The organism is Maritalea mobilis (assembly GCF_004363175.1).
GTDB lineage: Bacteria > Pseudomonadota > Alphaproteobacteria > Rhizobiales > Devosiaceae > Maritalea > Maritalea mobilis.
Genome location: NZ_SNYR01000003.1, coordinates 458,716 through 474,802, shown reverse-complemented (window position 1 = coordinate 474,802; position 16,087 = coordinate 458,716). Strand labels below are relative to the sequence as shown.

Annotated in this window: 12 protein-coding genes; 4 read left to right on the top strand and 8 right to left on the bottom strand. The window is 54.0% G+C overall.

Annotation, left to right across the window (positions count from 1 at the left end; translation table 11 throughout):
* Nucleotides 1–9: 9 nt before the first annotated feature.
* A complete protein-coding gene (amaB, locus tag ATL17_RS14985) occupies nt 10–1,491 on the bottom strand; it encodes an L-piperidine-6-carboxylate dehydrogenase (protein WP_425462436.1) in 1,482 nt (493 codons plus the stop codon).
* Between the two features lie 212 nt (nt 1,492–1,703).
* On the opposite strand from amaB, the gene ATL17_RS14980 reads away from it, so the two are divergent.
* Nucleotides 1,704–2,639, top strand: a complete 936-nt coding sequence (locus ATL17_RS14980; RefSeq protein ID WP_133573620.1) for a LysR family transcriptional regulator — start codon at nt 1,704–1,706, stop codon at nt 2,637–2,639.
* A 5-nt stretch (nt 2,640–2,644) separates the two neighbouring features.
* Here ATL17_RS14980 and ATL17_RS14975 read toward each other — a convergent pair whose 3' ends face one another.
* Nucleotides 2,645–3,226, bottom strand: coding sequence for a PAS and helix-turn-helix domain-containing protein (locus ATL17_RS14975; RefSeq protein WP_133573619.1), 582 nt, complete (start codon nt 3,224–3,226; stop codon nt 2,645–2,647).
* Nucleotides 3,227–3,382: 156 nt separating this feature from the next.
* On the opposite strand from ATL17_RS14975, the gene ATL17_RS14970 reads away from it, so the two are divergent.
* A complete protein-coding gene (locus ATL17_RS14970; RefSeq protein ID WP_133573618.1) occupies nt 3,383–5,326 on the top strand; it encodes an acetoacetate--CoA ligase in 1,944 nt (647 codons plus the stop codon).
* A gap of 29 nt (nt 5,327–5,355) precedes the next feature.
* Here ATL17_RS14970 and ATL17_RS14965 read toward each other — a convergent pair whose 3' ends face one another.
* Nucleotides 5,356–6,456 carry a M24 family metallopeptidase gene (locus ATL17_RS14965; RefSeq protein ID WP_133573617.1) on the bottom strand — a complete coding sequence of 367 codons (1,101 nt, stop codon included), beginning with the start codon at nt 6,454–6,456 and terminating at the stop codon, nt 5,356–5,358.
* Nucleotides 6,457–6,644: 188 nt separating this feature from the next.
* Between ATL17_RS14965 and ATL17_RS14960 the strand changes: the two genes are divergently transcribed.
* On the top strand, nt 6,645–6,827 hold the full coding sequence (locus ATL17_RS14960; protein WP_133573616.1) for a hypothetical protein: 183 nt from the start codon (nt 6,645–6,647) through the stop codon (nt 6,825–6,827).
* A 22-nt stretch (nt 6,828–6,849) separates the two neighbouring features.
* Here the strand turns inward: ATL17_RS14960 and ATL17_RS14955 are convergent, their stop codons facing one another.
* The 5 genes from ATL17_RS14955 to hutI all read right to left on the bottom strand — a co-directional run bounded on the left by ATL17_RS14955 (nt 6,850) and on the right by hutI (nt 14,618).
* On the bottom strand, nt 6,850–9,282 hold the full coding sequence (locus ATL17_RS14955) for a hypothetical protein (RefSeq protein WP_133573615.1): 2,433 nt from the start codon (nt 9,280–9,282) through the stop codon (nt 6,850–6,852).
* Nucleotides 9,283–9,393: 111 nt separating this feature from the next.
* Nucleotides 9,394–11,064 carry a urocanate hydratase gene (gene hutU / locus ATL17_RS14950; RefSeq protein WP_166639057.1) on the bottom strand — a complete coding sequence of 557 codons (1,671 nt, stop codon included), beginning with the start codon at nt 11,062–11,064 and terminating at the stop codon, nt 9,394–9,396.
* A gap of 9 nt (nt 11,065–11,073) precedes the next feature.
* The gene (gene hutG, locus ATL17_RS14945) at nt 11,074–11,874 is read right to left on the bottom strand and encodes an N-formylglutamate deformylase (protein ID WP_133573613.1); all 801 of its coding nucleotides are present in this window, start codon (nt 11,872–11,874) and stop codon (nt 11,074–11,076) included.
* Nucleotides 11,875–13,404 (bottom strand): histidine ammonia-lyase, encoded by a 1,530-nt coding sequence (gene hutH / locus ATL17_RS14940; protein ID WP_133573612.1) that lies wholly within the window; start codon nt 13,402–13,404, stop codon nt 11,875–11,877.
* Complete coding sequence (hutI, locus tag ATL17_RS14935; protein WP_133573611.1) at nt 13,401–14,618, bottom strand: imidazolonepropionase; 1,218 nt, start codon at nt 14,616–14,618, stop codon at nt 13,401–13,403. Before hutI ends, hutH begins: the two co-directional genes overlap by 4 nt.
* 91 nt (nt 14,619–14,709) lie before the next feature.
* Between hutI and ATL17_RS14930 the strand changes: the two genes are divergently transcribed.
* Nucleotides 14,710–16,080 carry a formimidoylglutamate deiminase gene (locus tag ATL17_RS14930; protein WP_133573610.1) on the top strand — a complete coding sequence of 457 codons (1,371 nt, stop codon included), beginning with the start codon at nt 14,710–14,712 and terminating at the stop codon, nt 16,078–16,080.
* Nucleotides 16,081–16,087 lie beyond the last annotated feature (7 nt).

Here is a 16,087-nt window from a genome sequence, read left to right as displayed (position 1 = left end):
ATGTCGTCCTTACTCAATGTCAAAGCTAACGCCCTGCGCCAATGGCAAGGCTGTGCCGTAGTTCACCGTGTTGGTGGCGCGGCGCATATAAGCTTTCCATGCATCAGAACCGGATTCGCGTCCACCCCCAGTTTCTTTTTCACCACCGAAGGCGCCACCAATTTCAGCACCTGAAGTGCCGATATTGACGTTGGCGATGCCACAATCTGAGCCAACAGCGGAGAGGAACTTCTCAGCTTCACGCACATTGAGGGTGAAGATACAGGAGGAAAGACCCGCGCCCACTGCATTTTGCATTTCTAGCGCGTCATCAAAGTCAGAATATTTGGTGACATAGAGGATTGGCGCGAATGTTTCTTCAAACATTGGGCCAGTTTGTTCTGGCATTTCCACCAAGGCTGGACGGTAATAATATGACGCGTCGCCGTTCACATCTACACGCTCGCCGCCAGTTACGGTGCCGCCAGAGGCTTTAGCAGATTCAAGCGCCTTGTTCATATTGTCGGCTGCATCTTTGTCGATCAGCGGGCCAACCAAGGCATCTGATTTCAATGGATCGCCAATGGTGACGCCGAGATAGGCTTTTTTCAACCGGGCAACCATGTCGTCATACATGCTTTCATGCACGAACAGGCGGCGGGTTGTGGTGCAGCGCTGACCTGCGGTGCCCATGGCACCAAATGCGATGGCGCGCACGGCCATATCCATATCCGCTGATGGGCAAACGATGCCCGCATTGTTGCCGCCCAATTCCAAAATGGTGCGGCCGAAGCGTTGCGCCACGCGTGGGCCAACTTGACGACCCATACGGGTTGAACCTGTTGCAGACACCAGCGCCACTTTTTCGTGATCTACCATCACTTCGCCACCGTCGCGCTCGGCCACGAACATGGTGGCCAAACCTTCTGGTGCGTCGCCAAATTTGGCCAAAGCACGATCCAAAATCGCTTGGCAGGCCAAGGCGGTCAAAGGTGTTTTTTCAGATGGCTTCCACACGGTTGAGTTGCCACACACCAGCGCCAAAGCCGCGTTCCAAGACCACACGGCCACAGGGAAGTTAAAGGCAGAAATGATGCCAACCACGCCAAGCGGGTGCCATGTTTCCATCATGCGGTGATCCGCGCGTTCAGTGGCGATGGTCAAACCGTAAAGCTGGCGAGAAAGACCAACAGCGAAATCGCAAATGTCGATCATTTCCTGCACTTCGCCCAAACCTTCAGACGGGATTTTGCCTGCTTCAAGGCTAACCACGCGGCCCAAATCTTCTTTAGACGCCCGCAATTCTTCGCCCAACAAGCGTACCAATTCGCCGCGACGTGGGCCTGGCACTGTGCGCCAAACTTTGAACGCTTCATGCGCTTTTTCAATTTGCGCTTTGATTTCAGCAGCGCTTGATGTTTTTACTTCGGCAATCTTTTCGCCATTGGTGGGAGAATGAACAGCCAAATCGCCGCCTTCCAAAGCAGCTTGGGACACGCCCAATTTGCCCATCAATTCAATGGTTTCAGATTTGAGTGAAGATGCTGACATATTCTATCCCCTTTGGCATTTGCCATTGTTCGTTATGATTGACCGGTTTCGCCGGGGCGAACCCAATGCGCAAAATGTGGCTGGTCAAGTCGAAAAAATTCATTATTCTCATGATAACTTAGGCAAACACCCTAAAGAAGCAATGTTTTTTCATTACTTCATGAGGAAAAATAATGCATACCAGTCGGCGCAACTTTCCTTCGATCAACACGCTCAGCGCATTTGAGTGCGCAGCGCGGCACTTGAACTTCACCCGTGCGGCGGAGGAAATGAACCTCACCCAGAGCGCAATTTCGCGTCAAATACGCGACCTTGAACTGCAATTGGGCGTGACGCTTTTTGAACGGGTGCGCAAACGGGTTGTGCTGACCGAAGCGGGCGCGCGCTTTTTGGCTGACGCGCGTTATCTGATCGAGCAAACCGAAGGGCTGGTTTATCGCACCATGGCCGCGGCAAAGGCTGAGGCCATGTTGTCTATCGCCACGTTGCCGACCTTTGGTTCTCACTGGCTGGCCCCGCGCCTGCCTGATTTTTTGGCAGAGAACCCAGATCTCGCCATCAATATTGAAAGCCGCTGGTCGCCTTTTGCAATGCAAGACCAATTTATTGATGTGGCGGTGCATTTTGGTCGGCCGATTTGGGCCGGCGCAACGTGCCATCCGCTCTGCGCTGAAATGATGGTGCCTGTGGCGGCACCGAGCTTGGTGAAATTGCATCGCTTGAACAGTGCGCAAAAACTGGTCAATACGCCGTTGCTGCATTTGCAAACGCGGCAAACCGGCTGGCGCGACTGGTTTGAACAGCAGGGCATTGAGAACAAGGAGCCGTTTAAAGGCCATCGCTTCGACCAATTCTCCATGATCATTGAAGCCGCATCGGCGGGCATGGGCGCAGGGCTTTTGCCGTTCTATCTGATCGAACAACAGGTGATGCAGGGCAGCCTTAAAGTGATCGACCCTACGCCGCTAAACACCGAAGACGCTTATTTTCTAGCGATTCCGGACGATAAGGCGGAGAAACCCGGCGTGGTCGCCTTTACCAAATGGATTCGCAAACAGATCAAAAATCCGGTGATGCATTTGGATGAGGTGGATAGCCCGATCGCCTAAATATGTTATCGCGCAGAATGATGCGCAGAGAACCAGGCAATCAGTTCTGCCGTATTTCTAACACCTATCGCCTTCATCACCCGTGCGCGGTGTGCTTCCACTGTGCGTTTGGAGAGGTCTAACTCCTCCGCAATCACGGAGTTGGTTTTGCCTTGGGCGACAAGCGCCACGATCTGGCGTTGACGGTCAGTCAACTCATAACCGGATGTGGCAATGGCGCGGGGCAATGGCTCAAAGCAATAAACCGCCTTGGCAAAGGGATTTGCCGATGTCATGGACCGCCCGCGGACCTTGCACCAAAAGCGGGTTTGATCCGCTTTGATCATGATCCGTTCATCATAATAAGTGATGCCCATGGTCATGTTGGTGGACCACATTTGGCCTGTGCGCACAAAGTCCTCAAAATTTGGATAGAGCAAATGGAAGCTCTTATTGCGCAATTCGGCACGACCATAGCCGAAGAGCCGCGCAAATTCTGCATTACATTCCAGAATGATACGATGTTCCGCATAGACAAGCGGCACCGGCATTTCGTGTAAATTGAAATTATATTTTGACTGGGACTGGACGGTTGCGTTGAGGACCATGATGATTGCCCGGCTCTGTGCTTTCTTGTTCAGCAAATGCAGCGGCGGAAGCGCCCTGCGATATACCGTATAAATACGACTAACGCTTGGGTTTTGACAAGCATTATGGTTTGATCACATCACTAAATCTTGGAAAAATGGCTTTTGGGAGGACAAATGGCCAACGATATTTTGTGGACACCATCCAAAACCCGTCAGCAAAATGCAAATTTGTGGGCCTTTGCGGAAAAGACCAAGGCGCTGCACAATTGTGCACCAGACGATTATGACGGATTGCTGCGCTTTTCCATTGACCAACCGCAAGCATTTTATAGCTCCCTGTGGGACGAACTTGGCATCATTGGCGAAAAGGGTGAGCGCACCCTGATCGAAAATGATGATATTCGCAAAGTACGCTTTTTTCCTGACGCCAAGCTGAACTATGCCGAAAATGCACTGAAAAATGCGGATGGCCGTATCGCCATTATCGGCCATCGCGATGATGGCACACGGCGCGAGATTACCCGGAAGGGTCTTTATGATCTGGTGAGCCAGCTGGTGCAGGCCATGAAGGCGAAAGGCGTTGAGAAGGGCGATCGCGTGGGCGCGATTGTGACCAATGATATCGAAGCCATCGCCCTTTATTTGGCCAGTGCGGCCATGGGCACCATTTGGGCGTCCTGCTCGCCGGATTTTGGGCCGGAAGGGGCGACGGACCGACTGGCGCAGATCGAACCTAAAATTTTGTTTGCGGTGCCGCATTACAATTATGCGGGCAAGCATATCAATGTGGCGCCGAGCATCAATGCGGTGGCAAAGGAAGCCAAGATTGAGCATGTGGTGTTGCTGGATACGCCAAAGCCGAACGCCCAATATGAGATTGCGCACCAAACGCTTGATGAATTTATTGCGCCGTTCGCGCCGAGCGAAATTGAATTTGAGCGCATGGATTTTGACGCGCCGATGGTGATCTTGTTCTCCTCTGGCACGACAGGCAAACCCAAATGCATCATGCATCGCGGTGCGGGGCTTTTGATCCAGCATTTGAAAGAACTGGTGCTGCACAGCGATGTGAAGCCAAACGATAATTTCTTTTATTTCACCACCTGCGGTTGGATGATGTGGAATTGGCTGGTGACCGGCTTGGCGGCAGAAGCCACCCTGATCACTTTTGATGGAAATCCATTCTACCCCAAAGCACCGCGCCTGCTGGATTTGATCGACCAAGAGCAGATCAATATTTTCGGCACGTCCGCCAAATATATTGATGCGCTGAACAATTTGAATGTGAAGCCGCGTGAGACCCATTCATTGGCGAGCTTGCGGGCAATCCTGTCGACCGGCTCTCCGCTATTGCCAGAGAATTTCGACTATATTTACCGCGACTGGAAGGACGATGTGCAATTGGCCTCCATTTCTGGCGGCACCGACATTTGCGGCTGCTTTATGGGCGGGGTGCCCACCAAGCCGGTTTATCGCAGTGAGTTGCAAGGCGCGCAATTAGGGTTGGATCTTGCCATCCTAGACGATGATGGCAATGAGTTGATCAATCAGCCGGGTGAATTTGTGTGTCGCAATGCGCACATGTCCATGCCGATCGGCTTTTGGGGCGATGAAGATGGCGAGAAATATCGCAGCGCCTATTTCGACAAATTTGACAATATGTGGGCCCATGGCGACTTTGTGGAAAAGACAGACCATGGCGGCTACATCATCCATGGCCGTTCAGACGCGACGCTGAACCCGGGCGGGGTGCGCATCGGCACAGCCGAGATTTATCGGCAAGTGGAAACGATTGATGAGATTGAAGAAGCCATTGCCGTTGGCCAAGATTGGCAGGGCGATCAGCGGGTGATCTTGTTTGTGCGGCTTAAAGACGGCGTGAAACTTGATGAAGATTTGATCAAGCTGGTGAAAACACGCATCCGTACTGGTGCAACACCACGGCACGTGCCAGCAAAAGTGATTGCGGTTGCGGACATTCCCCGCACCCGTTCTGGCAAAATTTCGGAGATCGCGGTGCGCGACGTGATCCATGGGCGCAAGATCAAAAACACCACGGCCTTGGCCAATGTGGAGTGTTTAGACGCCTATAAGGATTTGGCTGAATTGAAGGCATAAAAAAGGGGCCGATCGGCCCCTTTTTCATTTCAGTCTTTGGAAATCACAATGTCTCGCGAACGCTCCGAGAGCACTTCTGGCCCATCAGCGCGGAGATAGACAATCTCTTCCAACCGGATGCCGAATTTTCCCGGCTGGTAGATGCCCGGTTCAATGGAGAACACCATGCCTTCATCCAAAATCACATCTGATGAGGCTGAGATGTAAGGCTCTTCGTGGATTTCGATGCCGAGGCCGTGGCCTGTGCGGTGACTGAAAAATTCGCCATAGCCCGCCTCGGTGATCACATCGCGCGCGGCCTTGTCCACGTCAGAGGCTTTGACGCCCGGCTTGCACGCTGCCAATGCAGCTTTAACCGCAGCTTCCACCACATCATGCACTTCTTGATAATCATCGCGCAGCGTATCAACCGCAACCATGCGGGTGATGTCGCTTGGGTAGCCTTTTGTGGTGCCGCCAATATCAACCACAACCACATCGCCTGATTTCAACACACGATCTGAGGTGTGGTGATGGGGGAACGCGCCATTTTCATTGGCACCCACAATGTCGAATACAGGTTTGGCGCCTTTAGACATGAAGTGTTCTTTTACGGCTTCTGCAACCTCACGCTCCGTCACGCCGGGACGCGCGGTTTTTGCCGCAATAGCCTGTGCTTCATCCGCGATTTGAGCGTTCAATTTCAGCAGTTCATATTCGGCTTCGGTTTTGCGCATACGCAACGCGCCGACCGTTGATTTGGTGAACTGATGTGCCGCGCCATCCAACTTGTCGAGCAAGTTCAAGGCGAAGTCCGCGCGCATGGTTTCGTCAAGCACAACTTGCTTCACCGCACCGCCCGTGACGTTGGCGAGGGCTTTCTCCAAGGCAGCAGTTGGGCCTTGATCATCTGCCCACTCGAAAAACTCAATGTCCGTATGTTCGCGCACTGCATTTGCATTGAGTGCTGGCATCACAAAGGCTTCGTTTTCTTTGCCGATCAACAGCAAACACATGCGCTCATCCGGGTAAGGCGAATAGCCCAAGAGCCATTGCGTGTGTGCGGTTGGCCCCAACGCCACCAGATCAATATTCTGCGCGCTCATTTCATCGCGCAAACGCTTAAACTTCTGCGCCACAACCTCGTTCATAAGTCCCCCTTGGGCATAAATTACCTTTAGTAAAATTATTTTAGTATTGGTAATATTTATTTGAAAGCGGGTCAATCACCCAAAAGATGGATTGGGTGCAAACAAGGCGTTTCACTTGACCAAGGTCAAACCCCTTCACACAATCATTCTCTATAAGGACTGTGTTTTAATTCATTTGGGGGAAGAAAATGAATAAACTGATTGGCATGTTGTGGATTATTTCAGGTTCTGCAATTGCAGGCGCATTGGTGATCGCCGTTTTGGTGACTCAGATGGTGCCGAATATGGGATTGGGCATCGCAGCGGCAGCCATTTTGGGCTATGTGCTGGCTATCCCCTTTTCCTACATTTTGTCGAAAAAGATGAAATAGCCAACACTTCAATTTTTAGATTTTAGCGCGCACGGCAAGATAGGCGGGTTGTTCCGCCTTCTTCCAACACCAATTCCTGATTGGTGATTTTGGCGCGCACATCGCCCCACACATTGGCAAAGCCGCCATTCACCCGCGCGCGGTGCAAGGCATATTGATCATTCACATAGGCAGTGCCTTTGTTTGGCTCGATCAACGCCACCACTTCACGACCAGAACAGCTATAGCTCTTGGCCACGGCGTCAGGGTCTGCCCGGCCCATGGTCGGCTTGATGCTATATTCCACATCGGCATTTGGTGCGACCATGGTGGTTAGGCATCCGCCGCCAGCGGACCGTACTTCAAAGCCCTGCCCGGCAGATCGGGTAAGCTGTAACCGTGCACTTGGCGGCACTTCCCGCACAAATTGGCGCTGGCCATTGGGGCTTATTTCATAGACTTCAACATGTTGCCCACGATCATTTTTAAACCCGATGGAAATGGCGCGGTTGCCCAAAGGCTGACTGTTGGCAGATAAGCCGCACATAAAGTTCGGATCTGCCTGATAATTGCTCAACACCTGACGTGCCGCAGCGCTTTGGGTGTTGATGTTGATCTTCACATTTGAATCAGACTGCTGGTTGATCAAATCAAAGATATTGATGATGGTGTCCACCGTGTCGTTGCCTGTTGAAGGACGGTCGGGTGACACACCAAAATCATCATCGCCGCCATCCCCAATGTCGGGTTGTGACGCCGGGCGACAGCCGTTCAAGAAACGGCGGATGGCCGTGCCGCTACCTTTGAGTGAGTAGATTGCGGTTTGCTGATCATTGACGCTCCAGCGCACAATGTTGCCCAGGGCAAGCGCCCGCCAAACCGGATCACGCGTGTCGATGGTGGCAATGGGCAGTGCGCCCCAATCAAACCCTTCCACTGACCGGGTGTTCGCCCGGATGCGGCCTGTTTCATCGCCTACGCGCCAATCCACATTGACGCGACGGTTATCAGCTAAGCCACGTGGCGCTGACGCAAACATGATGCGCACCACATCATCTTGCGGAGTGCAGCGTGCTTCAATGCCGATACGGTCTGAACTGAGATCGCCAAACACCAGGCGCAAGTCGCCATCGCGACGTGATGGCGGTGTGCTCCATTGCAGGCTGCTATCATCTGTCACGTCGCCATAAACAGATGGGCCGTTGAAGCGGCTGTTACAGGCTTGAACGAACTCACGCACTGGCCCTGCACTGCCGCTGAGGGACAGCACAAGCCGATGATTATCATTGGCGATTGCTGTGAAGGTGGCGCCAGAGATGAGGCCATTCCACAAGCGATCATCTGTAGACCGCGAAAAGCTTGGTGCCGCGCCAGAACCGACAGGCGATTGCCCACGGTCACCGTTTACAACACCATTATAGCGGCCCGTGGTCCAATTGATGCGTGTACGGCGTGGTAGATCGGCGCGCGATGGATACCCATCCAAATAGATGGTGGCCCGGCGGGACCCCGGCTCACACACGGCACTAAAACCCGTGCGGTTAAAGCTACGCGCTTCAAATTTCAGCGCAGCAATATCGTTTTCATTTTGCGCAGGGATAAAGCGCCAGCTATAGCCCGCCCGCAATGAGGTGTCAGAGGCGAATTTTGGCTTTGGCGTGATGGTCACATCAAAGTTGGAGCCACATAGATCAAGCTGGCCTTCACCCGATGCCCCTGAGGCGAAATCGACTTCCAAATTGCCAGTGCAATTGATGCCTGAATTGTCAGCGAAAACGCGGGTCCGCGCATCATTGCCAATATGGCGAATGATGTTCAATTTTTCGCCATTTAGCTTGATGCCTGTGACCTTGTCGTCACCCCCAGAACGGACTGTGAGAATTTCATAATAGCGTTGTGGCTCAACATCCAAAATCACTTCATTGTTGAAGGCACAAAGGTCTACGGTACGTTTGAAATTGTCAGCACCGGACAAGGCTGCGGACAATTCGCCCACACATTTGAAGCCTGACGGGCCACGGCGAATATCAAATTCTACCCGGTTTGAATTGGCAAAGGCGGTGAACGGTTGTGGCTTTCCATCGAAGCTGAGCGCCAGAATGCGCACATTTTCTTGCGATGGCACAATGGTGATGGTGCGCACAGATGGACCAGAGCCTGTGTCGCCAAAGCTCAGGGCGACCTGCCATTCTTCATCGCATAAATTCAGTTGTTTGCGTAGGAAGCGGCCATTTTTGGCGATCAGCGACAAGGTGGCATAACACTGATTTTCATTCTCCAACTCAATGAAGGCATATTTGCCTGCCTGCGCCACGATGTCTGCGCGCTGGCCATTGATGAAGGCTGATTGCAGCTCAATATTGGCTGGTTTGGTTTCAATGGTGAGAATGCGCGCTGCCGCCGCGCCTTGCACCAGAAATAGAATAGAAAGAATCGCAACGCCGATTTTGGCGCCGAAAGAATTGAGCTTTTGCATGTCCGTCTCCTCAAGCGCCCCCGCGCCTTGCCCAAGACTACTATGCAATTTCAATTTTGTCGAAATTATGTAGGTGAGGCGAAAGCTTAGCACTTCCGCCCCATCCGAAAGTTAGAGAATGCCCGGCAGGTTCAAACCTTTTTCGCGGGCGCAATCTTGGGCGATTTCATAGCCCGCATCTGCATGGCGCATGACGCCGGTGGCCGGATCGTTCCACAAAACCCGCTCCAACCGCTTGGCGGCTTCTGGTGTGCCATCGGCGACGATCACCACGCCTGCATGTTGCGAATAGCCCATGCCAACACCACCGCCATGGTGCAACGACACCCAGGTGGCGCCGGAGGCTGTGTTCAACAGTGCGTTGAGCAATGGCCAATCTGATACCGCGTCTGATCCATCTTGCATGGCTTCGGTTTCGCGGTTTGGCGAGGCGACAGAGCCGCTGTCCAAATGGTCTCGGCCGATTACCACCGGCGCTTCCAATTCGCCATTGGCGACCATTTCATTGAAGGCTAGACCCAAACGATGGCGATCTCCTAAGCCGACCCAACAGATGCGGGCAGGAAGGCCCTGGAACGAGATGCGTTCGCGCGCCATATCCAACCAGTTGTGCAAGTGCTTATTGTCGGGCAACAGCTCTTTCACTTTTTGATCGGTTTTATAAATATCCTCCGGGTTGCCGGACAGCGCCGCCCAGCGGAACGGACCGATGCCCTGGCAGAAAAGCGGGCGAATATAGGCAGGCACAAAGCCGGGGAAATCAAATGCGTTTTCCAAGCCTTCATCCTTGGCCACTTGCCGAATATTGTTGCCATAATCCACGGTTGGGATGCCCCGCGCGTGGAAATCGAGCATGGCTTGCACCTGCACCTTCATGCTGGCGCGGGCTTCCTTTTCTACCAATTTCGGATTGCTTTCGCGCTTGTCGCGCCACTCAGCCATGCTCCACCCAATAGGCAGATAGCCATTGATGGGATCGTGGGCGGAGGTTTGGTCGGTGACAATATCTGGCCGCACGCCGCGCTTGACTAGTTCAGGGAAAATTTCCGCTGCATTGCCCAACAGGCCAACTGATTTGGCTTCGCCTGCCTTGGTCCAGCGGTCGATCATCTCCAACGCTTCGTCCAAGCTTTCAGCTTTTTCGTCGATATAACGCGTGCGCAGGCGGAAATCGATGCTGTCGGGATTGCACTCAACAGCCAAGCAGGATGCGCCCGCCATCACCGCAGCAAGCGGTTGTGCGCCGCCCATGCCACCAAGGCCGCCAGTGAGAATCCATTTACCCTTTAGATCGCCGCCATAATGCTGTCGACCGGCCTCTGCAAAGGTTTCATAAGTGCCCTGCACAATACCTTGGGAGCCGATATAAATCCATGAGCCCGCCGTCATCTGGCCATACATGGCCAAGCCCCTTTTATCGAGCTCGTTGAAATGATCCCAATTGGCCCATTTGGGCACCAAGTTTGAATTGGCAATCAAAACGCGCGGGGCGTCGGCGTGTGTCTTGAAGACACCAACGGGCTTACCCGATTGCACCAGCAAGGTTTCATCGGTTTTCAGCGTTTTGAGGCTATCAACGATCTTGTCAAAATCGCCCCATGTGCGGGCGGCGCGGCCAATGCCGCCATAAACCACCAATTCATGGGGATTTTCCGCCACGTCCGGATCGAGATTGTTCATCATCATGCGCATGGGCGCTTCAGTGGTCCAATCACCACAGATCAGGTCTGGCCCGATGGGCGAGCGAACGGTGCGGGCATTTTTGCGTGGATTGTCAGTCATCATTTCCTCCTATGCCGCGGCGGCGCGGGCGGCTTCGTCCAGCAAAGCCTCTAAGATTGATTTGAGAATGGGGCGCAGGTGGGCGCATTTTTCCGCATCCAGCGCCCATGGGGCATGTTCTGTTTTAAGATAAGCGCTTTGGGCAATTTCCATTTGGAACGCGCAAATATTTTGGTCGGGTTGACCATAATGACGCGTGGTCCAGCCGCCTTTAAAACGACCGTTCCACACACTTTCAAAACTGCTTTGTTGGGCAATTTCAAAGGCACGTTTTTCCATTTCAGGGAAGAGTGTTGCGCCTTCATTTGTGCCCAGATTAAGTGCGGGCAAAGTGCCTTCAAACAGGAAAGGCAGTTCGCTGCGGATGGAATGGCCATCATAAAGCACCGCAAAACCGTGCTTGGCTTTTATCCGCGCAATCTCTTCGCGGATGGCGGCATGGTAGGGCGAATGAAAGGCGATGCGGCGGGCTTCAATCTCTCCGGGCGTTGGCTCCTGCCCTAGGTGATAGAGCGGTTGCCCTTCAAAATCGATGGTGGGGCACAGGGTTGTGGTGTTCTGCCCGGGATAGAGCGACACGCCCTCGGGGTCGCGATTGGCATCAATCACATAGCGGGAGAAGGTGGCGCGAATGGTGGTCGCTTCCGGCATCAAGCCTTCATAGACCTCATCGATAAACCAGTCTGTATCCACCAGCGCGGTGCCGCGTTCATTCAGCCGCCCAGCAATATCGGCTGGCACAAAGGTGCCCACATGGGGGAAGGCCAGAATGAGTGGGCTATCGCCACGGTTGAGGGTGAACGGCTCCATCTACGCCTCCAGCGCCAGATCAATATGCGCAGCCGCCAGCAAATGCGGTTGTTGCACCAATTGGCCTGCTTTCACCAAATCTGGGGAGATGTAGCGATCATCGTCCAAGGCGCTCACCTCATGCTGCACCGCTTCAATTGCCGCCTGCAACGGCGCGGAGGTGGTGAGCGGCGCCCGCAAGCGTATGCCTTGGGCAGCAGAGAGCAATTCAATGCCCAAAATGTGGGAAAGGTTCTGGTTCATATCCAGCAAGCGCCGTGCGGCATGGCAGGCCATGGACACATGGTCTTCCTGATTGGCGCTGGTGGGCGTTGAATCGACAGAGCACGGCGCGGCCTTTTGCTTATTTTCAGACATCAGCGCGGCTGAGGTGACCTCAGCAATCATAAAGCCGGAATTGAGCCCGGGATTGGGCGTGAGGAAGGCGGGGAGGCCGAAGGACAAAGCCGGGTCGACCAGCAGGGCGATGCGCCGCTGGGCGATGGCGCCCATTTCAGAGATCGCCAAGGCGATCTGATCAGCGGCGAAGGCCACAGGTTCGGCGTGGAAATTGCCGCCGGAGATGATTTCATCTTCGCTCACCACCAGCGGATTGTCGGTCACCGCATTGGCTTCCACCCGCAATGTGTCGCCCACTTGCCGCAACAGGCCAATGACCGCGCCCATGACTTGAGGTTGGCACCGCAGGCAGTAAGGATCTTGCACTCGCTCATCGTTTTCCAAATGGCTGTCGCGAATTTGGGAACCGGAGAGCAATGCCCGCAATTGTGCTGCCGCATCAATTTGCCCTTGATGGCCGCGCAAGGTTTGGATCATTTCATGGAAGGGCGCATTTGACCCCATTGCCGCATCGGTGGACATAGCCCCGGTGAGGAGGGAAATTTTGGCCAAATGCCATGCCTCAAACAAGCCTGCCAGCGCCAAGGCGGTGGAGGTTTGCGTGCCATTGATCATGGCCAAACCTTCTTTCGGGCCAAGCACCACTGGGTCCAACCCAGCGCTTTTTAGGGCGTCTGCGCCGCTCATGCGTTGGCCTTGGTAAAAGGCTTCGCCCTCGCCGATCATCACCGCTGTCATGTGGGCCAAGGGTGCGAGATCACCGGACGCGCCGACTGAGCCTTGCCCCGGCACCATAGGGGTGACGCCTTTTTCGAGCATATTTTCGATCAGCTCGATCAGCTCCCACCGCACACCGGACGCGCCGCGCCCGAGCGAGAGCAATTTGAGCACCATCATCAAGCGCACAATATTGGCGGCCAAAGGTTCGCCAACGCCGCTGGCGTGCGAGAGGATCAGATTGCGTTGCAAGGTGGCCGTATCTTCCACAGCGATGCGGGTTTTGGCCAATTTTCCAAAGCCCGTATTCACACCATAAACCGCTGGTTCGCCCTTTGCGGCTTTGGCGATGATCGAGGCTGCGCGTTCCACGGCGGGTTTGACGTCCCGGTCCAGTTGCACGGGCGTGGCAGTGCGAAAGATTTCTTCCAATTGGGTGAGGCTGACCTGCCCCGGTTGCAAGATCATGCTCATAATTTGCCTCCAAAAATACGCGCTTTGAGGGGATTGAATCCAATGCGGTAGCTAAGTTCTGCGGGGTGCTGAATGTTCCAAATGGCAATGTCCGCCCGCTGCCCAGCGGTCAAGGTGCCTCGATCCGCAAAGCCAAGGGCTTTTGCGGCGTGGCGAGTGGTGGCCGCCAAACATTCGTCCGGCGTCATGCGGAACAGGGTTGCCCCCATATTCATGGTCAATAAAAGTGAAGTGAGTGGCGAGGAGCCGGGATTGCAATCTGTGGCCAATGCGATGGGCACCTGATGGCGGCGCAACAGTTCGAGCGGCGGCAATTGGGTTTCGCGCAAGGTGTAAAATGCCCCCGGCAACAGCACCGCAACCGACCCAGCGTCAGCCATGGCTTTTACGCCCGTTTCATCCAAATATTCCAAATGATCTGCAGACAAAGCGCCATAAGAAGCAGCCAGCGCTGCGCCGCCTAAATTGCTGAGTTGTTCCGCATGCAGTTTAATCGGCAAGCCGAGCTTTTGTGCAGCGTCGAACACGATTTTCATCTGTGCGGGTGAGAAGGCGATGCCTTCGCAGAACCCGTCGACGGCGTCGATCAAACCTTCTGCGTGCAGTTGCGGCAATATCTCTTCGGCGACCAAGCGGATGTACTCATCGGGCCGATCTTTATATTCTGGCGGTGTAGCGTGGGCACCGAGGAAGGTGGTGCGCACTGTAACATCGCGCAATGTGCCAAGCTGGCGCGCGGCCAACAGCATATTGCGCTCGCTCTCTAAATTGAGGCCATAGCCAGATTTGACTTCGATGGTGGTGACGCCTTCGGCGATCAGTGCGTCCAACCGGGGCAAGGCGCTTTCAGCCAGCTGATCAACACTGGCAGCGCGTGTGGCTTTCACCGTGGAGATGATGCCGCCACCTGCGCGCGCAACTTCTTCATAGCTTGCGCCTTCCAACCGCATTTCAAATTCGTTGGCGCGGTCGCCACCAAACACAATATGCGTGTGAGAATCGATGAGGGCTGGCGTTGCCAGAGCGCCGTCAAAATCTTCGCTGTGCCATGTGCGATGATCCAATGGGATGTCCTGCGCGGCTCCCACCCAAGCGACCTTTTCTCCATCAATGGCAAGGGCACCATTTTCAATGACACCGCCATAATTCTCGCCATTGGCGATCATCGGGGCGATGCGCAAATTGGTGAGCACATATTGGGTTGGCTTCGCCATGGAAGAGATCCTTTTGCCGGGATTTATCATTGCGCTTTATTCAAATATGTATATGCTTATTTTTATTATGTCCATACATATTAGGTGAGATATGTCGTCGCTATTTGTGAAAACTGCATTGCTGGGCACAGGCTGGGCGCAAAATGTGCGCATTGAATGGAATGCAGACCGCATCACGCAGATTGAAACCGATACCGAAGTGCAAGCCAGTGACCTTGATTTGAGGGATCAAATTCTGCTCCCGGCAATTGGCAATTTGCATTCTCACAGTTTTCAACGCGCCATGGCGGGGCTTACGGAATATCGAGGCGACAGTCGCGACAGCTTTTGGAGCTGGCGGCACCTAATGTATCAATTTCTGGATCAATTGACCCCCGGCGACCTTTACACGATTGCGCGGTTTGCCTTTATGGAAATGCTGGAAGCGGGCTATAGCGCGGTGGCGGAATTTCACTATGTGCACCATCAAGTGGGCGGCGCGCTTTATGATAACCCAGCGGAAACCAGCCATGCGATTATCCATGCGGCGCAGGATGTGGGCATTGGCCTCACCCATTTGCCTGTGTTTTATGCCTATGGCGGCGTGGACCAGCGTGCCCTGCAGGGTGGGCAAAAGCGCTTTGGGCACACAATGGATCAATTTGAAAAGTTGCTCGGTGACTGCGAACAATTGTTGCGCAAAATGCCTGATGATTATCGGTTGGGGCTGGCCCCACACTCATTAAGAGCGGCAAGCCAAGAGCAACTTGATCACTTGGCGGCGCTGCGGCCAAATGATCCGATCCATATGCATATTGCCGAGCAATTGGCAGAAATTGATGAGATTGAGCACCATTATGGTCAACGCCCCATGTCATGGTTGATGACCAACTATGATGTAGATGCGCGCTGGTGTTTGATCCATTCCACTCATTTGACTGATGATGAAACCCAACAATTGGCTAAGTCTGGTGCCGTGGCGGGGCTTTGCCCGATCACAGAGGCCAATTTGGGTGACGGAATTTTCAATGGTGTTGAGTTTCTGGAACTGGGCGGCACATTCGGCGTCGGGTCGGATTCCGATATTCGAATTACCCTGAGCGAAGAGTTGCGGGTGTTGGAACATTCGCAACGTTATCGCCACAAGGGCCGCGCCATGTTGGCCCCTGCCAATGGTTCCAATGGCGCCACCCTGTTTAATGGTGTGGCCAAAGGCGGCGCTCAGGCGCTTGGCCGGGACCATGGGGCGATTGAAGTGGGCAAGCTGGCAGACTTTTTCACCCTTGATCGTGACCGCATGCTGGGCCACGGGCTGACTGGTGATCGGCAATTGGAGCATTGGGTTTTTGCCAGTGACGACCGAGCGATTGATCAGGTCTGGTCCGCCGGGCGGCACATGGTGACGCGTGGGCAGCACAAAAATCATGACGCGATCCGCGCAGACTATATTGCCTGTTTGAAAAAACTGCGGAGCGAATTATAAGCAAGCT